At 62.6% G+C, this 18507-nt stretch carries 18 protein-coding genes; 8 read left to right on the top strand and 10 right to left on the bottom strand.

Annotated elements, in window-relative coordinates; translation table 11 throughout:
- Window positions 1-97: 97 nt before the first annotated feature.
- The 4 genes from BTM36_RS12485 to BTM36_RS12470 form a co-directional block, all read right to left on the bottom strand.
- Complete coding sequence (locus BTM36_RS12485; RefSeq protein ID WP_077236525.1) at window positions 98-1033, bottom strand: electron transfer flavoprotein subunit alpha/FixB family protein; 936 nt, start codon at window positions 1031-1033, stop codon at window positions 98-100.
- Window positions 1034-1042: 9 nt separating this feature from the next.
- Window positions 1043-1792: an electron transfer flavoprotein subunit beta/FixA family protein gene (locus BTM36_RS12480; protein ID WP_077236524.1), complete on the bottom strand. Its 750-nt coding sequence runs from the start codon at window positions 1790-1792 to the stop codon at window positions 1043-1045.
- A 73-nt stretch (window positions 1793-1865) separates the two neighbouring features.
- The gene (locus tag BTM36_RS12475) at window positions 1866-2441 is read right to left on the bottom strand and encodes a HutD family protein (protein ID WP_077236523.1); all 576 of its coding nucleotides are present in this window, start codon (window positions 2439-2441) and stop codon (window positions 1866-1868) included.
- 15 nt (window positions 2442-2456) lie between these two features.
- Complete coding sequence (locus tag BTM36_RS12470; protein ID WP_077236522.1) at window positions 2457-3641, bottom strand: FAD-binding oxidoreductase; 1185 nt, start codon at window positions 3639-3641, stop codon at window positions 2457-2459.
- Between the two features lie 208 nt (window positions 3642-3849).
- On the opposite strand from BTM36_RS12470, the gene BTM36_RS12465 reads away from it, so the two are divergent.
- From BTM36_RS12465 to BTM36_RS12450, 4 genes are all read left to right on the top strand, one after another.
- Complete coding sequence (locus BTM36_RS12465) at window positions 3850-4821, top strand: LysR family transcriptional regulator (RefSeq protein WP_006465358.1); 972 nt, start codon at window positions 3850-3852, stop codon at window positions 4819-4821.
- A gap of 479 nt (window positions 4822-5300) precedes the next feature.
- Window positions 5301-6302, top strand: a complete 1002-nt coding sequence (locus BTM36_RS12460; RefSeq protein WP_077236521.1) for an ABC transporter substrate-binding protein — start codon at window positions 5301-5303, stop codon at window positions 6300-6302.
- 15 nt (window positions 6303-6317) lie between these two features.
- Window positions 6318-7085: an ABC transporter permease gene (locus tag BTM36_RS12455; RefSeq protein ID WP_077236520.1), complete on the top strand. Its 768-nt coding sequence runs from the start codon at window positions 6318-6320 to the stop codon at window positions 7083-7085.
- 23 nt (window positions 7086-7108) lie between these two features.
- Window positions 7109-7873: an ABC transporter ATP-binding protein gene (locus tag BTM36_RS12450; protein ID WP_006465354.1), complete on the top strand. Its 765-nt coding sequence runs from the start codon at window positions 7109-7111 to the stop codon at window positions 7871-7873.
- Window positions 7874-7951: 78 nt separating this feature from the next.
- Here BTM36_RS12450 and BTM36_RS12445 read toward each other — a convergent pair whose 3' ends face one another.
- From BTM36_RS12445 to BTM36_RS12425, 5 genes are all read right to left on the bottom strand, one after another.
- On the bottom strand, window positions 7952-8674 hold the full coding sequence (locus tag BTM36_RS12445) for an amino acid ABC transporter ATP-binding protein (protein WP_006465353.1): 723 nt from the start codon (window positions 8672-8674) through the stop codon (window positions 7952-7954).
- Window positions 8675-8682: 8 nt separating this feature from the next.
- Window positions 8683-9435, bottom strand: a complete 753-nt coding sequence (locus BTM36_RS12440) for an amino acid ABC transporter permease (RefSeq protein ID WP_006465352.1) — start codon at window positions 9433-9435, stop codon at window positions 8683-8685.
- Window positions 9436-9572: 137 nt separating this feature from the next.
- The gene (locus BTM36_RS12435; RefSeq protein WP_077236519.1) at window positions 9573-10352 is read right to left on the bottom strand and encodes a basic amino acid ABC transporter substrate-binding protein; all 780 of its coding nucleotides are present in this window, start codon (window positions 10350-10352) and stop codon (window positions 9573-9575) included.
- 257 nt (window positions 10353-10609) lie between these two features.
- Window positions 10610-11536 carry an arginase gene (gene rocF, locus BTM36_RS12430; RefSeq protein WP_077236518.1) on the bottom strand — a complete coding sequence of 309 codons (927 nt, stop codon included), beginning with the start codon at window positions 11534-11536 and terminating at the stop codon, window positions 10610-10612.
- 190 nt (window positions 11537-11726) lie between these two features.
- Entirely contained in the window at window positions 11727-13628 is a 1902-nt protein-coding gene (locus BTM36_RS12425) for a potassium transporter Kup (protein WP_077236517.1), read from the bottom strand.
- A gap of 452 nt (window positions 13629-14080) precedes the next feature.
- On the opposite strand from BTM36_RS12425, the gene BTM36_RS12415 reads away from it, so the two are divergent.
- The 4 genes from BTM36_RS12415 (at window position 14081) to BTM36_RS12400 (ending at window position 17867) form a co-directional block, all read left to right on the top strand.
- A complete protein-coding gene (locus BTM36_RS12415; protein WP_077236516.1) occupies window positions 14081-15121 on the top strand; it encodes an ABC transporter substrate-binding protein in 1041 nt (346 codons plus the stop codon).
- A 91-nt stretch (window positions 15122-15212) separates the two neighbouring features.
- On the top strand, window positions 15213-16148 hold the full coding sequence (locus BTM36_RS12410; protein ID WP_217349581.1) for an ABC transporter substrate-binding protein: 936 nt from the start codon (window positions 15213-15215) through the stop codon (window positions 16146-16148).
- Window positions 16129-16992, top strand: a complete 864-nt coding sequence (locus BTM36_RS12405; protein ID WP_077236514.1) for an ABC transporter ATP-binding protein — start codon at window positions 16129-16131, stop codon at window positions 16990-16992. The genes BTM36_RS12410 and BTM36_RS12405 overlap by 20 nt, the downstream gene beginning before the upstream one ends.
- 8 nt (window positions 16993-17000) lie before the next feature.
- On the top strand, window positions 17001-17867 hold the full coding sequence (locus BTM36_RS12400; protein ID WP_077236513.1) for an ABC transporter permease: 867 nt from the start codon (window positions 17001-17003) through the stop codon (window positions 17865-17867).
- Window positions 17868-17899: 32 nt separating this feature from the next.
- Here the strand turns inward: BTM36_RS12400 and BTM36_RS12395 are convergent, their stop codons facing one another.
- A complete protein-coding gene (locus BTM36_RS12395; protein WP_006465344.1) occupies window positions 17900-18472 on the bottom strand; it encodes a methylated-DNA--[protein]-cysteine S-methyltransferase in 573 nt (190 codons plus the stop codon).
- Window positions 18473-18507: the final 35 nt, after the last annotated feature.

Below are 18507 nucleotides of genomic sequence, written 5' to 3'. Positions count from 1 at the left end.
CGACAGCCCGGCTGGACCGCCGCCGACGATGACCACGTCGTATTCCATGGATTCGCGAGGGCCGTATTGTGCGAGCACGTTCTGTATCGTCATCGCCTTATCCCAGCTGCGCAACCAGTTCAGGCAATACCTCGAAGAGATCTCCCACCAGGCCATAATCGGCAACCGAGAAGATCGGTGCGTCGGCATCCTTGTTGATCGCCACAATGACCTTCGAATCCTTCATCCCCGCCAGATGCTGAATCGCGCCCGAGATCCCGACGGCGATGTACAGCTCCGGCGCCACCACCTTGCCAGTCTGGCCGATCTGGTAATCGTTGGGCACATAGCCGGCATCCACTGCCGCACGCGACGCGCCCAGCGCCGCGTTGAGCTTGTCGGCCAGCGGCTCGAGCAGCGCCGCGTAATGCGCGCCGGAACCGAGACCACGTCCGCCGGATACCACGATCCTTGCCGACGCCAGCTCCGGCCGGTCTGACGCAATGGTCTGTCGCGAGATCAGCCGCGAGAGACCTGTATCTTCCACGGCGGCGATTGTCTCGATGAGGGCCCGGCCTCCTTCGAGGGGCGCTGCCTCGAAGGCAGTAGCACGCACCGAAATTACCTTGATGGGATCGGAAGACCTGACGGTGGCAATCACGTTGCCCGCGTAGATCGGCCGCTCGAAGGTGTGCGCATCCACCACCCTGGTGATTTCCGATACCTGCGCCACGTCCAGCAATGCCGCCACCCGTGGCAGGACATTCTTGCCGGTCGCTGTCGCCGTGGCCATGACGTGGGAAAATGCCCCGGCCAACGTGACCACCTGCGCCGCCACATTCTCTGCCAGGCCATCGGCGAAACAGGGCGCGTCTGCTACCAGCACCCGCGCCACCCCGGCCACCTTCGCGGCCGCCTGGGCCACTGGTTCGCACTGCCAGCCGCAGACCAGCAAGGTAATGTTGCCACCGCATTCCCTGGCCGCCGTCACGGCATGCAGGGTCGCGCTCTTGAGTGATTGGTTATCGTGTTCGACAATGATCAGCACTGACATGGATAGTCCTCAGATGACGTTGGCTTCATTTTTCAGCTTGGCGACCAGAGCGGCGACGTCCACCAGCCTGACCCCTGCGCTGCGAGCAGGCGGTTCTGCCACCTTCAGGGTGGTCAGCCCGACCGCAACGTCGATCTCCAGCGCCTGGGGAGTGAGCACCTCCAGCGGCTTCTTCTTGGCCTTCATGATGTTGGGCAGGGTGACGTAGCGCGGCTCATTCAACCGCAGGTCGGTCGTGATTACCGCGGGCAGCTTCAGGGCGATGGTTTCCTGGCCGCCATCCACTTCGCGTGTAGCAATGACTTCATCTCCGGCCACTTGCAACTGGGAGGCAAAGGTAGCCTGCGGCATGCCCGCCAATGCTGCCAGCATCTGGCCAGTCTGGTTGCTGTCGTCATCGATGGCCTGCTTGCCGACCACCACCAGGCGCGGCTGTTCCCGCATGAACACTGCCTGCAACAGCTTGGCTACGGCCAGGGGCTGCAGCTCTTGCGCGCACTCCACCAGAATGCCGCGGTCAGCGCCGATGGCCATGGCCGTACGCAAGGTCTCCTGACAGGCAGCCGGGCCACAGGAAACGGCCACCACCTCCGTGGCCACTCCAGCTTCCTTCAGACGCACGGCAGCTTCCACCGCGATTTCATCGAAGGGATTCATACTCATCTTGACGGCACCGATATCGACTCCCGAGCCGTCCGACTTGACCCTTACCTTGACATTGAAATCGACCACCCGTTTGACTGCGACTAGTATTTTCATGGCTTCGTATCTGCCTCATAAGAAATGTAACCAGGCGATGCGCGGAGCATGGACGGTCCGGCATCCGATCTGATCAGATGGAATGAACCAGCGCCAGTACCGCGCTGGCATCGGCTTGCAGTGGCTGCATCAGGCATCCGCCGTTCCCCTCGTCCCAGGCCAGCTGCCCAGCACCAACGATGACGTCGCTCGACAACTGCCAGCGCCCTGCTAGCGGCAGCAAGGCCCAGGCGGTCCCCGCATGGACCTGTCGCTGGCATTCGATCACCTGCAGTTCACCGCGCAAGACGGAACGACGCACCATCAGATTCAGGAAGCGCAGTTCCAGGCTGCCGGAATCGCGGCGCGCATGCCAACGTGGTTCACCTGGAAAACTGACGGGCTGCAAGGGTCGCACCCACACTGGCTCGGCGCCATTGCTGGCCAGACTGACCGCCCCGCTACCCAGCAGGACGGCATGGCGCTGCATGCCGGGAAAGACCGAGAACTCGGCATCGGCGGAGATATCGGCCAGACTCAGGCGCCAGTCGGCACTAGCAGACCCTGTGGATGCCGAGCCCGCCTCACGCGCACTGACCAGCGGGCGCGTCACGCCACCGCCGTTGCGCCAGGGCTCGGGCCTGACTTCGTCGAGCAGGAGCAAATGCATGACAGCGTGAGCTCCTCAGGAGACCGCACCCGAACCGTATTTCCCCACCAGCAGTTTTCCGGTCGAGAATCGCTCGATCGAATACGGCGCCAGCGAGACCTCCGTGGGCAGCCCCAGGGCGCACTGCGCCAGCACTTGTCCGACTGCCGGTGACAGCTTGAAGCCGTGACCGGAGAAGCCGAATCCGGCGACCAGACCTTCCACGCCAGGCAGGCGACCCAATACCGGATTCCAGTCCGGAGTGACGTCATAGACGCCGGTCCAGGAGGTCGCCAGGCCGGCCGTCTCGTAGCTGGGGAAGCGCTGCGCCACCTGCTCGCCAATCTCGACGATGGCGTCCAGGGATACGTCGCCCTGTTCCGTATCAGGCGTAGCCAGTGTTTCCCCTGCCACCCCCTCGGAGACCAGCATCTGGGTCCCGCCATAGCTGCGTCCGTAGAGCATGCCCTTGGATGCCAGGTCCTTGAAGACCGGCATCTGGAAGGTGTAAGCCTGCGGTCCCTCCAGTGCCAGCACCGTATGGCGTTCCGGCCGTACCGGCAGCGTGAGCCCGGTCCATGCAGCCAATTCAGGCGTCCAGATGTTCTGCGTGCTGATGACGATGTCGCTGAGGAAGCGTCCGGCACTGGTTTGCACACCGCTCACACGGCCGTTCTCGATAAGCAGCCGTTCTACGCTCACGCCCTCTTTTACCGTTACGCCCCGGCGCCGTGCGGCACGCGCAAACGAGGTAGCCACCAGGTAGGCGTCGGCGAAGCCGGCCTCCGGTTCGAAGCTGATCAGCGCAGCGTCGTCGAAGCGGGCAATGGGCAGCAGTTCGGCAGCCTGCCTGGCATCCAGATACTGCAACGCAATGCCCTGCGCCTGCTGCCCCTGCAGCGAGGCACGCAGGGGAGCGAGCTTGTCATCATCCGCGGCCCAGATCATGTAGCCACATTTGACCAGACCGCAGGAAGCCTCCTCATCCTCGACATAGGCCGGGAAATTGTTGAACGTATCCCATGACAACTGCGCCAACGTGACATTTTCCTGGACCGAATAGTGGGTCCGCAGAATGCCTGAAGACTGCGATGTCGTGCCTTCACCGACGGTCTTGCGATCCAGCACAAGGACCTTGCGTGCACCCAGCCGGGCCAGATGGAAAGCGGTGGAAGTACCAATCACGCCGGCACCGATCACGATGGCGTCATAAGCGTTCATTGCAGGGGTCATAGCATCCTCTTCGATCAGAATGGCATGCAGTGTCACCCGAAAAAATCGACAATCGCGGCAGCATTAGACAAACTAATGTTTTGAAGAAGTGGGCATTATCATCACGCACCATGTGGCGCTTTCGCTCCATGATCTCCCTGCACAACTGCCAGAGCAGTAACCGGCGACTGCCTGTTTTCTCCGAAAGGACCGCTTCATGCCCGACATGCCATTCGACCTGCACGCCCTCCAGGCTTTCGTCGCCGTCTGCGAAGGCGGTTCCATGATCGAAGCCGCCCGCAAGCTGGGCGTGACGCAAAGTGCCATCAGCCAGTTGATCAAGTCACTGGAAACCCAAAGCGGCATGGTGTTGCTGGACAGGGAGTTTCGCCCTTCCCGCCCGACGGCGGCCGGTCGCCTGCTCATGGAACTGGCGCAGGACCTGCTGGAGCACGCGCAGCGCGTCAATGAGCGCCTGATCGACGCTTCCCGCTCGGAGGTGGCGCAAATCCGCCTGGGCGGCGTGGATTCATTCTCCGCCACCGTGGGCCCGATACTGGTCCAGGCCATCGCCAAAGGCGCGCGACAGATATCACTCTGGTCGGGACTGACGCCCATTCTTTCGGAACAGCTGCAACGACGTGAGCTCGATCTGGCCGTGTGCACCGAATCGACAGTCAACGACCTGCGCATCGAACAACGCCTGCTGTTCTCCGAATGCTTCGTGGCCGTGATTCCCAGAAGCGTGGCCGAGCGGCATGCCGATGCCGGTCACGATTACCAGGCAGCCCTGCAAAGCCTTCCCCTGCTGCGCTATACGCGCCGCTCGGTCATCGGCCAGCAGATCGAACGCTACCTGCGGCACATCAAGCTCGATGCCCCGCGTCGCCTGGAGTTCGATGCCACCGACCCGATGCTCAACCTGGTCGCCTGGGGCATGGGTTATGCGGTCACCACGCCATTGTGCCTGTGGCAATCACGTCATTGCCTGCCGGACGTGGTGCTGGTGCCGCTGCCGCCCAGCCAGCTGGGTCGCCGCAACTTCTTCCTGCTCTCGCGCGAGGGCGAATGGAACAGCCTGGCCGAGGAAATCTCGGCACTCACCCGCCAGGCACTGCAAGACAAGATCTCCCCTGCCATCCGCAAATCCTTGCCGGGCTTGCCCAAGGACGCGTTTTCCTGGAAATAGGCCGCCAATGGCCGCCTCAAGAACGGCCTGACTGGCACAGTCACGCACCACAGATGCAAATGTGCCAGTCGCTCTACACGGATGAGCAGGCAGCCATTAGCTACCCGTAAGACAGATGATCGAAGCCGCCATCCAGCGCCTGCAGACGCTGGACGTGCACGCCCGGTGGCCATGAGCGCTTTTTGTGCAGCGCGTGCCCACCATGCACGGCGGCGAGGCGCGAGCGCACCGCTGCGGCGCAGCTAGATTAGTGCTGAAGATAGTTTGTATTAGTTTTTCTTAAGCGGACCGGACTGCCGTCACGAATCAGTAATATCGACGCTGCCACATCACCTGCGGGGGCCCGCCGTCGCTGCTATTGACCAGCACAGCGGGAAGGACCAGGGCATGGCGGCGACGCAAGCAGGTCAGACGACTGCTCGAGCCGCGTCTGAAGTGGTCCATCAAGAGATTTCACATCCAATCTGAAGGAGCAAGCAATGAACCAGAATCGACGCAGGGTCATGAAGCAGGTCATCACGCTGGCCGCCGCCGGCGCTGCCGGCCTCCCCCTCGTGGCAAGCGCCGCTGCCCCAACCGTGATCAACTACGGCGGCTCGGCATGGCTGGGCCACTACTCGGCCTACATCGCCATGAAGACCGGCCTGATGACCAAGCATGGCATTGATCTGCGCTGGCAAGCTTTCTCCACCTCCTCCGCCCGCATGGCTGCGGTGATGGCCGGCAACGTCGACATCGCCGGTACCGGCGTGGTCTCGGCGCTGGCTCTCATGGCCAGCGGCGCCCGTCAGTTCCAGCTGATTGCCACGCCCAACAACTTCGGCCGCGCCGAAGGCCTGCTGGTGCGTGAGGGGATCAAGGAACTGGCTGACCTCAAGGGCAAGAAGATCGGGGTGACCTATGCCTCCAGCGCCCACGTGCTGCTGCTGGACGTGCTTTCGCAGGCCGGCATCAATCCCGACAAGGATGTCGCGATCATCAACCTGCCCGCCACCGAGCTGCTCACGGCCTACAAGGCCAACCAGATCGATGCCGCCGCCGCCTGGACCCCGACCTTCGACCGCATCCGCGCCCTGCCCGGTACCAGGCTGCTGTTCGACGACAGCGCCTTCTCGCTCTACAAGAGCTACAAGATGTCACCCGGCCCCGATGTGCTGCTGACCCGGAGCAGCTTCGGCAAGGACAATCCGGCAGCCGTGAAGGCCTTCATGCAAGCCATCTTCGAGGCCAACGCCATGCTCACGCAAAAGCCGGAGGAGTCCGCCCGCATCCTGCTTGAACTGACCTCGCTGTCGATGGAAGAGCAGCTTGGCGTCATCAAGCAGACCGAGTGGTTCACGCTGGCCGACCAGAAGGCATTGATGAGTGACCCGGGCAACTTCATCGTGGGTCTGCAAAAGCTGGCCGAGATGCTGGTCAAGCTCAAGCAGGTCGATTCCATGCCGCAGGTACGCCAGTGGGTCAACACCACCTACCTCTGAGGCCGGCGCATGCTTATGAAGAAAGAATGGTTCACCGGCGGGGCGTTGATCACCCTGTCGGCGGTTTCGCTGGTGGCCTTCCTGCTGGTGTGGGAAGGCATATGCCGGGCCGGCATCGTGGATGCGGTATTCCTGCCGGCGCCCTCGCAGATCCTCGCCCGCGCCATGCGCATGTGGGAACAGGACACCTTGATCATCAACATCCTGGCCTCGGCACGGCGCGTGATGGTCGGCTTCCTGGCCGCAGTGGTGGTCTCCATTCCGTTAGGGATCATGCTGGGAACTTCGAAGATCGCACGCGCTGTCTTCGATCCTATCCTGTCGTTCCTCAGGCCGTTGCCATCGATGAGCTGGATTCCGCTCACCTTGCTGTGGTTCGGCATCACGGAGACGCAGAAGTACAGCATCGTCTTCATGGGCGCAGTGACACCTGCCCTGCTGTACGTGATCGAAGCCACACAGGGCATCGATCCACTGCTCATCCGCGCAGCCCGCAACCTGGGCGCCAATCGCTGGCAGGTAATGCGCGAAGTCATCCTGCCCGGCTGCATGCCCCAGATCCTGTCAGGCATGAAGGTGATCCTTGGCCTATCGTGGACCTGCGTGATCTCAGCGGAACTGGTGGCGGCCAAGGAGGGGCTGGGCTTCATGATCATGAATGGCAAGGAATTCTTCCAGACCGATACCGTGGTACTCGGTATGGTGCTCATCAGCTTTACCGTATTGATTACGGACATCGTCTTCCGACTGATCCAAAGGAGCGTGCTGTCATGGCAGAAATGAAGAACCCGTCCAGGACAGGTCCGATGATCGAATTTCGCGGCACGGGGAAGTCGTTCGGAGACCTGAAGGTGCTCCATCAGGTGGACCTGCAGGTAGCCCAGGGTGAATTTCTGGTGCTGTTGGGAGCTTCCGGCTGCGGCAAATCGACAATGCTCAACCTGGTTTCCGGCTTTGAACGCGCCAGCACCGGTAGCGTCTGGGTCAACGGGAGGGAGGTCAAGGATGTCGACCCGGCCTGCGGCATGGTGTTCCAGCAATACGCCCTGTTCCCCTGGAAGACCGTTCGCGAAAACGTCGAGTTCGGCCTGAAGATGAGAGGTGTATCGCGGGCCGAGCGTGCCAGGGTTGCACAGCATTTCATCGAGATGGTCGGACTCAAGGGCTTCGAGGACAGCTTTCCCAACAAGCTTTCCGGAGGCATGAAGCAGCGGGTCTCGATTGCACGGGTACTGGCCAACGATCCGGATGTGATGCTTTTCGACGAACCATTTGCGGCGCTGGACGCCATGACCCGCCAGGTGCTGCAAGAGCAGTTGCTGCAGATCTACGAAAAAAGCGGCAAGACCATCATTTTCATCACGCACTCCATCGACGAAGCGCTGATGCTGTCTACACGCATGGTGGTCATGGGTGCCAAGCCGGGGCGCGTCGTGCAGGACATCGACAATGACCTGCCGCATCCACGTACGGCCGAAGTCCAGCTGTCATCCCGCTATATCGAACTGAAACGCTCGATCTGGGAGACGGTCCAGGTGGAAGTGATGAAAGGCCTGGAAGGCGTCAAGTAGATCCGTTCTTGCCGGTAGCGTCGTCGGACTGGAGAGAACTCCAGCCCGACGGACAATCTCTGCAGGGCAGAGCAAGGGCTATAGCACCTTGCGCAGGAAGTCCCGCGTACGCTCATGATGGGGGTCACCCAGCACCTGCTGCGGTGGCCCCTCTTCCATGATCACGCCCTGGTCGATGAAGAAGACGCGGTCTGCCACCTCACGGGCAAACCCCATCTCGTGCGTGACCACCACCATGGTCATGCCCTCTTCAGCCAGTTGCTTCATCACGCTCAGCACCTCACCCACCAGTTCCGGATCCAGTGCCGAGGTCGGCTCGTCGAACAGCATCACCTTGGGTTCCATCGCCAGCGCACGGGCAATCGCCACGCGCTGTTGCTGGCCACCCGAGAGCTGGTTGGGGAAGGCATCGATCTTGTCCAGCAAACCCACCTTCTGCAACAGCTTCTCGGCCACCAGCACTGCCTCGCGGCGCGACAGGCTCTTGACCTGCATCGGCGCCATGATCAGGTTTTCCAGCACCGTCATGTGCGGGAACAGGTTGAAGCGCTGGAACACCATACCCAGGCGGGCGCGCAATGCATTGAGATCGACCCGGGGATCGTTGAGCTTGATGCCTTCGATAAAGATATCGCCGTCGCTGACCTCCTCCAGACCATTGAGGCAGCGCAGGAAGGTACTCTTGCCCGAGCCCGAAGGCCCGATCACGCAGACCACTTCGCCGGCCCTGATCTCGCAGTCGATACCGCGCAGGATATGCGCCTGGCCGAAGCGCTTCTGGAGTTGATTGACCTTGATCATCGTCGTACTCATCGTGCATCCCCCTTGCCGTAACGGGCTTCCAGGTGGCGCACCAGCGCCGACAGGGCCAGCGTGATGACCCAGTAGATCACCGAGATGGTGAGGTAAGGCTCCCAGTAGCGGGCATAGGCACCGGACACGGTGCGTGCCGCATAGGCCAGTTCAGCCAGGCCGATGGCCGAGGCCAGCGAGGAATCCTTGACGATGGCAATCGCATTGTTGCCCAGCGGCGGCAGCATGCGGCGGAAGGCCTGGGGCAGCACGACCTTGCGCAGCGTGGCCATGTAGGTCATGCCCAGCGAACGCGAGGCCTCGCTCTGGCCACGGTCGATGGACTGGATGCCGGCGCGGAAGATCTCCGACACATACGCCCCCGAGTTGAGCGTGATGGCCAGCACCGCCGAAGCGAAGGCGCCGTAGTGCGAGCGGATCTCGCGGGCCAGGTCACCGGAGAGGATCAGCCCGCCGCTGGGGTTGATCAGCACCGGCATGAGCGCGAAATGGATCAGCAGGATCTGCACGAACAGCGGCGTGCCGCGCAGGAAGCTGACGTAGAAGCGGATCGGCCACTGCACGCAGTAGCACAGGAAATATTTCCAGAAACCATGGCGAGCCTCGGCCAGGCGGCCGACGCCCAGCACCAGGCCCCAGCAGGTACCGGCGATGACGCAGATGATCGCGGCCTTGAGGGTCATCCAGGTGCCTTCGACGAACAGGGGCAGGTATTCGCCGATGATTTCCCATTGGAAGAAGGAATTCATGATGAGGTCCGTTCAAACGGAGGAGTTGAGCAGAGGAAGCGGACCGCCGACATTGCGTGGGCGCAGCGTGGCGGCCGTGATCGGGCAGATCAGACAGGCGGTGCGCATGCAGGATCGTGCAGGCGCACCGGGAGTGCTTACTTGAGCGGCAGGGTCGGTACTTCGCCATCGAACCAGGTCTTGTAGATCTTGGCGTAGGTGCCATCGGCCACGATCTTGGTCAGGCCGGCGTTGATCTTGTCCAGCAGTTCCTTGTTGCCTTTCTTGACGGCGATACCGAAGTACTGGCGCACGAACTTGGTGTCGCCCACCACCTTGAACTTCTTCTCGGGATGGCTCTTGATGTAGAACTTGATGACACCGACGTCGCCCACGGCGGCGTCCACGCCACCGCGATACAGTTCTTCCAGCATCAGCACGGTGTTGTCGAAGCGGTGGATGGCGGTGCTGGACTTGCCCAGTTCCTCGGAGACCACGATGTCACCGGCGGTGGAATTGACCACGGCGACCTGGGTCTTCTTCAGGTCGGCCAGCGAAGTGATCTTGGCATCGGCATTGGTGATGATGACTTGCTCGGCGGGGAAATACGGCAGCGAGAAGTCCACCATCTGGGCGCGCTTGTCGGTGATGGTGATGCCGGAGATGATGATGTCGCGGTCACCCTGGCCGAGGGTGGCGAAGATGCCTTCCCAGGGCGTGCTCACCAGCTGGATCTTGAAGTTGGAGGCTTGCGAGATGGCCTTGATCAGGTCGATGTCGAAGCCGACCAGTTCCTTCTTCGGGGTTTCGAATTCGAAGGGACGATAGGTACCGCCGGCACCGACCACGTAGGTCTGGTCGGCAGCCAGGGTGCTGCCGGCAGCACAGGACAGGGCCAGCGCGCTGGCGGCGACGGTGAAGAATTTCTTGAACGACATGGGGACCTTCTTTCTGACGGAAAAATGGGCCGCGCCACCCGCAGGCAGAGGCAAGTTGGATCAGGCGCGGCAGACTGGCGTTTCCTGGCGGGCGGGAATGCGTGGGTAAAACCCGCACGGGCCCGCCGGAAGCGGAAAAACCCTGAATAATCCGGCATTCGCCGCAATCCTTCAACCTCAAATTGCAAGCCTGTCGCAATCCCCCAGCAAAACCCTAATTCCATCAGCGCATGCAACGATATCGATGTCAGCAGGCGTCAGTAGGGCCCTTCCGGCCGACGGATCAGGGTGGACTTGCCGAACAGGCTTTCCACCAGGTCCACCACCAGCTCCGCGGTCTGGTTGCGTACGTCGCAGGCCGGGTTCAGTTCCATCACGTCCAGCGAGGCCAGGCGGCCGGTGTCGGCGATCATTTCCATGCACAGTTGCGCTTCCCGGTAGGTGGGACCGCCGGGCACCGCAGTCCCCACCCCGGGGGCCAGGGCGCTATCCAGGAAATCCACATCGAAACTCACGTGCAGATGGGTATCGGGGCCGATACCGGCGAGAGCCTGCTCCATGGTCACGCGCATGCCGTGCTCGTCGATATGGCGCATGTCGTAGACGCGCACGCCCAGTTCCCGCAGATGGCGCTTTTCTTCGCGATCCACGCTGCGGATGCCGACCTGGCAGATCTGTTGCGGCTGCAAGGCCGGCACCTGGCCGCCGATACCGGTCAACTCTGCCGGCCCCACGCCCAGCAGGCAGGCCACGGGCATGCCGTGGATATTGCCGGTCGGGGTGGAATGGCTGGTATTGGCATCGGCATGGGCATCCAGCCACAGCACGCGCAGGTCCTTGCCCTGCTCGCGGCAATGACGCGCCACGGCGGCAATGGAGCCCACCGCCAATGCATGGTCGCCGCCCATCAGCAGCGGCACTTCACCCGCGCGCAGGCTATGCTCCACCGCGGCGTAGACGGTCTGGTTCCATTGCACCACCTGGTCCAGGTGACGCAGGCCCTGCACCGGTGGCTGTTGCGGATTGGCCGGACCGGCCAGATCACCGCCATCGACCACCTCCAGCCCATGCTGCTGCAAGCCGCGCTGCAACTCTGCCACGCGCAAGGCCGCCGGCCCCATCGAGGCACCGCGCCGGCTTGCGCCCACATCGGTGGGGGCGCCCATCATCCTGATCTTGTTCATGGCTGTACCGCTCCTTACAGTGAAAACAGTGAATGACCGCTGCCTCGGGCGGCAGGGATCCTTGCGATTGTCCTACGATGGCCCTTCGACGTGTACAGGCCGCATGAATTCCGCCCGCCTGCCTGACCACAAAGAAAAATGCCGTTCAGCGGTCAGCTGAACGGCATCCTTGCAGCATCGTCGCGGACGATCAGATCTCGACCTTGGTTCCCAGCTCCACCACCCGGTTGGCGGGGATGTGGAAGAAGTCCGAAGGCTTGGCGCCGTTCTGGTACATCCACGCGAACAGGCGCTCGCGCCACAGCGACATGCCCAGCAGCTTGCTCGGCACTACCGTGTCGCGCGCCAGGAAGAAGGAGGTATCCATCAGGTCGAAGTGATGACCGAACTGCTGCTCGGTCAGGGTCATGACCTTCTGCACTTCCGGTGCCTCCTTGAAGCCGAAGGCCGCGCGCAGCAGGTAGACGTCGCCGCCCAGTTCCTTCATGGTCAGGCGCTCACTGTCGGCCACGTAGGGCACGTCCCAGATGCTGATCTTCAGGAAGAACACCCGCTCATGCAGGATGCGGTTGTGCTTCAGGTTGTGCAGCAGCGCGACCGGCACGGTGGCGATATTGCCCGTCATGAACACGGCCGTGCCACCGACCCGGTGCGGCGGATGGGCCAGCAGGCCCTCGATGAAGGGCTCGATGGGAATGCCGTCATCCTTGATGCGCATGCGCAGCAGCATGCGACCCGAATACCAGGTCATGAGCAGGAAGAAGGCCGTGCCGCCGATGACCAGCGGGAACCAGCCGCCCTCGGTCAGCTTCAAGAGGTTGGCTGCAAAGAAGGCCACATCGACGATCAGCAGGCAGGCAATGGTCAGCACCACGGCCGACGTGCGCCACTTCCAGATATGACGCATGACCACCCCCAGCAGCATGGTGGTGATGACCATGGTGGTGGTCACGGCCACGCCATAGGCGGCCGCCAGGTTGTCGGATTTCTTGAAGGCCAGCACCACGGCCACCACCACCACCAGCAACATCCAGTTGATCAGGGGGATGTAGATCTGGCCCTGTTCATCCTCGGAGGTATGCAGGATGCGCATGCGCGGCACGAAGCCCAGCAGGATGGCCTGGCTGGTCAGCGAGAACGCACCCGAGATCACCGCCTGCGAGGCGATCACGGTGGCGCAGGTCGCCAGCAGCACCATGGGCAGCACCAGCGGATCGGGGATCATCAGGTAGAAGGGATTCTTGATCGCCTCCGGATTGGCGATCAGGTTGGCACCCTGGCCGAAATAATTGATCAGCAGCGAGGGCATCACGGTGAACAGCCATGCATAGCGGATCGGCTTGATGCCGAAGTGGCCCATGTCGGCATACAGTGCCTCGGCACCGGTCAGCACCAGCACCACCGAACCCAGCACGATGAAGGCCTGCAGCGAGTGCTCGGCCATGAAATGCACGGCATAGTAGGGATTGATCGCCACCAGCACCTCCGGTGCCTTGACGATGTTGTAGATGCCCAGCAGCGCCAGCGACAGGAACCACAGGAACATCACCGGACCGAAGAAACGCCCCACCACGCTGGTGCCATGGCGTTGGATCAGGAACAGGATCACCACGATCACCAGTGTGAGCGGGATCACCACATGCGTGGTGCTGGGCGCAGCGATTTCCAGCCCCTCCACCGCCGACAGCACCGAAATGGCTGGCGTGATGACCACGTCGCCATAGAACATGCAGGCGCCGAACACGCCCAGCATCATCAGCAGCTTGGCCCGCGGCGAGCCCGAAACGGCCGACCGCAAGGACAGCGCCATCAGCGCCAGCACGCCGCCTTCGCCGTTGTTGTCGGCGCGCAGCACGAACATCACGTACTTGATGGTCACCACGATGGTGATGGCCCAGAACAGCATGGAGATGATGCCCAGCACCGCACCCGGGGAAAAGGCGATGCCGTGGTCGGGGCTGAAACATTCCTTGAGTGCGTACAGCGGGCTGGTACCGATGTCGCCAAACACCACGCCCAGCGCCGCCAGGGTAATCAAGTGGAATTTGGACGATCGGAGGGAAAGACTCGGATTGGTGTGAGATGAACTCATCTTGCTCCCTTGCTTCTTCAAATGAGTGCCGGCGGACAGGGTTCTGGCTTCGACAGGGCTTGCCAGGGAGGCAAGCGACGGTCTGTCCGGGCAGGACGCGTACTTTATCGCACTCTACCCGTGGCCGGCTCAAAATGCCGCCGGCGCCCACCCTGACGTTGCGCCCCAGCCTCTTCAGAAGCTTGTCGAACTTGACAGACGGGCCATGTCGCAGTTCCTGAATCACCTGCCGGGAAACTCCGCATTTCCCGCGCAAACCCTTGCTGGACAAGCGATTGCGGCCTATACGGGCGACGCATATGGATATGCGGTAATCGAGTTTTTCTTTCTCCCCTGCCCTTTATATACTCCGAACGAATAAAGAACCGCGCTTTTCCATCGTGACGGTTCTAAGCCATGACTTGTCAGCCCCTGCCGGATTCTCCGGCCCGCCATCCACGATACAGGACACCATGACCACTACCCTCTCCCCCCGAGGACGCCTGCGGCGTCTCTTGACCACCACCCTGGCCGGCGGCCTGGCGCTGACCCTGTCGGCCGCGCCCTTGTTGGCCCGGGCCGAAGGCCAGCTGCGCATCGCCGAGCAGTTCGGCATCGTCTATCTGTTGCTCAACGTGGCGCAGGACCAGCAACTGATCGAAAAGCACGGCAAGGCAGCCGGGGTGGATATCAAGGTGGAATGGCTCAAGCTCTCTGGCGGCTCGGCCGTCAACGACGCCCTGCTGTCGGGTTCGGTGGACATCGCCGGCGCTGGCGTGGGACCGCTGCTGACCATCTGGGACCGCACTCATGGCCGCCAGAACGTACGTGGCGTCGCCTCGCTGGGCAACTTCCCCTACTACCTGGTGAGCAACAACCCCAAGGTCAAGACCATTGCCGACTTCGGCGACAAGGATCGCATCGCCGTGCCGGCCGTCGGTGTCTCGGTGCAGTCGCGCGTGCTGCAGCTGGCCTCGGCCAAGCTGTGGGGTGACGCCCAGTACAACCGGCTGGACAAGCTCAGTATCGCCGTACCGCATCCCGATGCCACCGCCGCCATCATCAGCGGCGGCACCGAGATCACCGGCCACTTCGGCAACCCGCCCTTCCAGGAACAGGAACTGCCGGGCAATCCGAATGCCCACATCGTGCTGAAGTCCTACGACGTGCTGGGTGGCCCATCCTCGGCCACGGTGCTGTACGCCACCGAGAAATTCCGCAAGGACAATCCCAAGACCTATGGCGCCTTCCTCGGCGCGCTGGAGGAGGCCGCCAGGTTCATCACCGCCAACCCCGAGAAGGCGGCCGATATCTACCTCAAGGTCAACAAGGGCAATACCGATCGCAAGCTGCTGCTGCAGATCATCACCAACCCCGAAGTGCAATTCAAGATCGCGCCGCAGAATACCTACGGCCTGGCCGAGTTCATGCACCGCGTGGGTGCCATCAAGAACAAGCCGGCCTCGGTGAAGGATTATTTCTTCGACGACGCCCACATCCAGGGAGGTAGCTGAGATGCGCCGCCCCTCCTTGTCCTCCATCTCGCCCAGATGGCTGGCGGTCCTCACCGCCGGTGTATTGGCCGCTGGTATATCGACCCAGGCCATGGCCGAAGGCAGCATCCGCATCGCCCAGCAATTCGGCATCGGCTACCTGATCCTGGACGTGGTACAGGACCAGAAACTCATCGAGAAATACGGCAAGCAGGCCGGTCTGGACATCAAGGTCGAATGGACCAGCCTGTCCGGCGCCACCGGCATGAACGAGGCGCTGCTGGCCGGCGCCCTGGACGTGGTCTCGGCCGGCGCGCCACCGGCCCTGGTGCTGTGGGACCGCACTCGCGGCCGCCAGAACGTCAAGGCCATCGCTTCCCTGGGCTCCATGCCCAACTACCTGCTGTCGAACAATCCCAACGTCAAGAGCATCAAGGACTTCAGCGACAAGGACCGTATCGCCGTGCCGGCCGCCGGGGTCGGCTTCCAGTCGCGCACGCTGCAGATCGAAACCGCCAAGGTCTTCGGCAAGGAAGACTTCAAGCGCTTCGACAACATCAGCGTGAGCCTGTCGCACCCGGACGCCACGGCCGCCCTCATCGCCGGCGGCTCGGAGATCAACGCCCACTTCTCCAGCCCGCCCTTCCAGTACCAGGCCCTGGAGAACAAGAACGTGCACAAGGTGATCAGCTCCTACGACATCATGGGCGGCCCGGCGACCTTCAACGTGCTCTACACCACCCAGAAATTCCACGACGACAATCCCAAGACCTATCGCGCCTTCTACCAGGCACTGGTGGAGGCCGCCGAATTCGTGCGCAACAACAAGGCCAAGGCGGCCGATACCTTCATCCGCGTGCAGAAGTCCAGGCTGGCACCGGAGTTCGTGCGCAAGATCGTCGAAGATCCGGAAATCCGTTTCACCGTCTCTCCCGAGCGCACCTTCGTCTATGCCGAAAAGCTGCATGAACTGGGCGTCCTGAAGAACCGCGCCAGCTCCTGGAAAGACTACTTCTTCGAGGAAGCGTATGCACAACCCGGCAGCTGAGACCGCCAGCGTGAGCGCCACGGCAAGCCTGCAACCCCTGCTGCAGGTGGATCGCGTGAGCCTGCAATATCGCAGCGCCACGGCGGTGGTGCAGGCGACGCACGAAGTCAGCTTCGACGTACATCCGGCTGACCGCTTCGTGCTGCTGGGGCCATCTGGCTGCGGCAAGTCCAGCCTGCTGAAATCGGTGGCGGGCTTCCTGCCGCCGGCCGCCGGCGAGATCCGCCTGGAGGGCCGCACCGTGCGCCAGCCGGGACCGGACCGCATCGTGGTGTTCCAGGAATTCGACCAGCTGCCACCCTGGAAGACGGTGCTGCACAACGTGATGTTTCCGTTGCTGGCCTCGCGCACCCTGGGCAAGCGGGAAGCCGCCGAACGCGCCCGCCACTACCTCGACAAGGTCGGTCTGACACGCTTTGCGGATGCCTATCCGCATACGTTGTCCGGCGGCATGAAGGCGCGCGTGGCCATCGCCCGCGCCCTGGCGATGCAGCCCAAGATGCTGCTGATGGATGAACCCTTCGCCGCCCTCGACGCCCTGACCCGCCGCAAGATGCAGGAAGAACTGCTGGCGCTGTGGGACGAAGTGCGTTTCACGCTGCTGTTCGTGACCCACTCCATCGAGGAAGCGCTGGTGGTCGGCAACCGCATCCTGTTGCTCTCGCCACACCCGGGCCGCGTACGCGCCGAGATCAACAGCCACCAGTACGATCTCTCCAGTTTGGGTGGGGTCGGTTTCCAGCAGACCGCGCAGCGCATCCACCGCCTGCTGTTCGACGAAGGTGGCGCCGCTGCCGCGCCCGAGCCCCGCATCAACTTCAGCGACGTCCGTTTCTCCTACTGAATTGCGCCATGCCCCAGACTCCCCCCATTCGCGACGAATACGAAGTTCCGCTGACGCCCTTGCCAGGCCTGGTACTGGAGCGCCATTTCACGCTGCCGCAACGCATCTGGCAACAAGGCTGGGTGCGCAAGGGCGCCATCCTGCTGCTGTTGGCGCTGGTCTGGGAAGCCGTTGCCCGCTGGCAGAACAACGACCTGCTGCTGCCGACCTTCCTGCAGACGGCGCAGGCCTTCGCCGAGGGCATCCGCAGCGGTGAGCTGTTCGGCAAGACCTGGCTGTCGCTGCAAGTCTTGCTCAAGGCCTATGTGCTGGGGATCGTCGCCGCCTTCGTGCTGACCACGCTGGCCGTGTCCACCCAGTTCGGACGCGATCTGCTGGGCACCCTGACCTCGATGTTCAATCCGCTCCCGGCCATCGCCCTGCTCCCCATTGCCCTGCTATGGTTCGGCCTGGGCGAAGGCAGCCTGATCTTCGTGCTGGTGCATTCGGTGCTGTGGGCGCTGGCGGTGAATACCTATGCGGGCTTCCTGGGGGTATCGGACACCCTGCGCATGGCCGGCCGCAACTACGGCCTGCGTGGACTGGGCTTCGTGCTGCAGGTACTGGTGCCGGCGGCCCTGCCCTCCATCCTGGCGGGCCTGCGCATCGGCTGGGCCTTCGCCTGGCGCACGCTGATCGCGGCCGAACTGGTATTCGGCGCCACCAGCGGCAAGGGCGGCCTGGGCTGGTACATCTTCCAGAACCGCAACGAGCTCTACACCGACAAGGTCTTCGCCGGGCTGGCCATGGTGATTCTGATCGGCCTGCTGGTGGAAAACCTGGTCTTCAATACCCTGGAGCGGGCGACCGTGAAGAAATGGGGCATGCAGCGCTGAAGCGCCACACTCCCCGTAATTATTTATATCGTTTACAGCAGGGAAAGCTGGTTGGGGTCTTCGCGCCGACGTGACTGCGCCTTGCGGCGCGGATCGATCACCTGACCGGCATCCTGTCCTTCAGTGGCGATGCCTTCGATGGCCAGCAGCAGCTTCTTGACATGCAGGCCACCGGCAAAGCCGGTCAGCGCACCGCCCACACCGATGACGCGATGGCAGGGCGCGATGATGGAAATGGGATTGCGGCCATTGGCCGCCCCCACGGCGCGCACCGCCTTTTCATTGCCGAGCTGGCGCGCGATGTCCAGGTAGGTACGGGTCTGGCCGTAGGGGATGTCCAGCAGTGCCGACCAGACCTGGCGCTGGAATTCGGTCCCCTCGAAGTGCAAGGGCAGCTCGAAGCTGTCACGCTCGCCGGCGAAATATTCGCGCAGCTGCTGTTCGGTCTCCAGCAAGACCGGGCGATCCTCGTCCTCCACCATCTCGCCCAGACGCACGCGCAGGGCGTCATCGTCCTCCCACAGGATGGCCGCCAGGTGATCGCCCCTGGCAACCAGCTTGAGCAATCCGGCCGGAGAGGCCATCAGCTTGTAGGCATATTCCATTCGCATCTCTTCTGTTGCATCGAGGGGGTGATTCT

This window comes from Herbaspirillum sp. VT-16-41 (assembly GCF_001994935.1).
In the GTDB taxonomy this organism is placed as follows: Bacteria; Pseudomonadota; Gammaproteobacteria; order Burkholderiales; family Burkholderiaceae_D; genus Herbaspirillum; species Herbaspirillum frisingense.
Note: the sequence above shows the minus strand (reverse complement) of the source record. Positions and strands in the feature narration are given on the sequence as shown.